The organism is Cobetia sp., from assembly GCF_983723665.1.
In genome coordinates, this window is sequence record NZ_CFDJES010000131.1 from 6,290 (window position 1) to 7,618 (window position 1,329).

Annotated in this window: 2 protein-coding genes; both read right to left on the bottom strand. The window is 62.0% G+C overall.

Annotated elements, in window-relative coordinates; all coding sequences use genetic code 11:
- Window positions 1-3: 3 nt before the first annotated feature.
- A complete protein-coding gene (locus AC4FAH_RS11955; protein WP_054556709.1) occupies window positions 4-675 on the bottom strand; it encodes an RluA family pseudouridine synthase in 672 nt (223 codons plus the stop codon).
- 82 nt (window positions 676-757) lie between these two features.
- A partial coding sequence (locus tag AC4FAH_RS11960; RefSeq protein ID WP_490246087.1) for a hypothetical protein occupies window positions 758-1,329 on the bottom strand: 572 nt, incomplete at its 5' end.

Below are 1,329 nucleotides of genomic sequence, written 5' to 3' on the forward strand. Positions count from 1 at the left end.
GGCTCAGAAAGGACAGGGACTGCGCACTTCCATGCGCTCACCACTCACCGGGTGATCGAAGCTGATCATCTCGGCATGCAGCATCAGGCGCTCGGCCATGAAGAAGGCCTCATCCGTCGCATAGAGGTCGCAGCCCAGGATCGGGTGGCCGATCTGCTGGCTATGGATGCGCAACTGATGCGTGCGACCTGACACCGGCGTGAATTCGACTCGCGTGCGCGCCGGATTCTCCAGGCGCTCGATGACGCGGAAATCGCTGATGGCGGTCTTGCCGGTCTCGTGGCAGATCTTCTGCAGCGGGAACTGGTCGACGTCCTTGGCGATGGGCAGCGAGATGCGCCCGCTGTCCTCCTCCAGATGGCCATGCAGGATCGCGGTGTAGGACTTGCCGATGTTGCGGTCCTGAAACTGGCGGGTCAGGTTGCCGTTGGCCGGCTTGTTGAGCGCGACCAGCATGATGCCCGAGGTGCCGAAATCCAGCCGATGCAGCAACTTGGCGCTGGGGTATTCCTTGACCAGGCGATGATGCAGCGAATCCAGATTGAGCGGATGCTTGCCGGAAAGGCTGAGCAGGCCACTGGGCTTGTGGATCAGCAGGATGTCATCGTCGGCGTACAGCACCGCGTAGGTTTCGTGGCAGACGGGAACGATGAACGGGTCGGCTTGTGGCTGCATAAGGGCTCGTCAGTGACGTCAGGGAATCGGGGCGAAACGGCAAGGGCGCAAGCGCTGGCGCGGTCTAGAGCACCAAAGTGGTCTAGAGCGAGATATCCTGCCAGTGATATTCGTACTCATCGTCCTCACCATCCTCTGGCGCACGACCGATGAAGAGGCTGGCGGTGAAGGCGCGCACGAAGATCACCTGGCTGCCATCCAGCGCGGTCAGCAGCTCACCCTTCTTGAGCTTCTTGATCTTGCGCTTGCGCGCCGCGGCAGCATCACGCGCCGCGCGGGTGTCGGCGCGCCACTGGGCGGCAATCTCACCGGGCGCTGTCGACTGTTCGAGCAGCTCCTCGGGGCATTGCAGCGGAATGTCTGGCGTGCCTTCGTCACGGATATGGTATTCCCAGCGGCTGGGGTCACCATTTTTGGGGGCCTGCATCAGGTGCTGGCGAATGAAGGTATGGCCGTGAGGATGTTCCAGCACGGTATACAGCACATTGCCGACCACGGCGTGATCGACCAGCGAGATGCCATGACTGTCGGACGGCGTATAACCGGCCAGCAGACGGTCTACCAGTGTCTGACGTGCCACCTTGGGGGTGCCGCTGTCATCCCAGGCCATGAAGCCTCCAATCTGAGCGTGTCTGGCATCGCAGGCCATGTCGG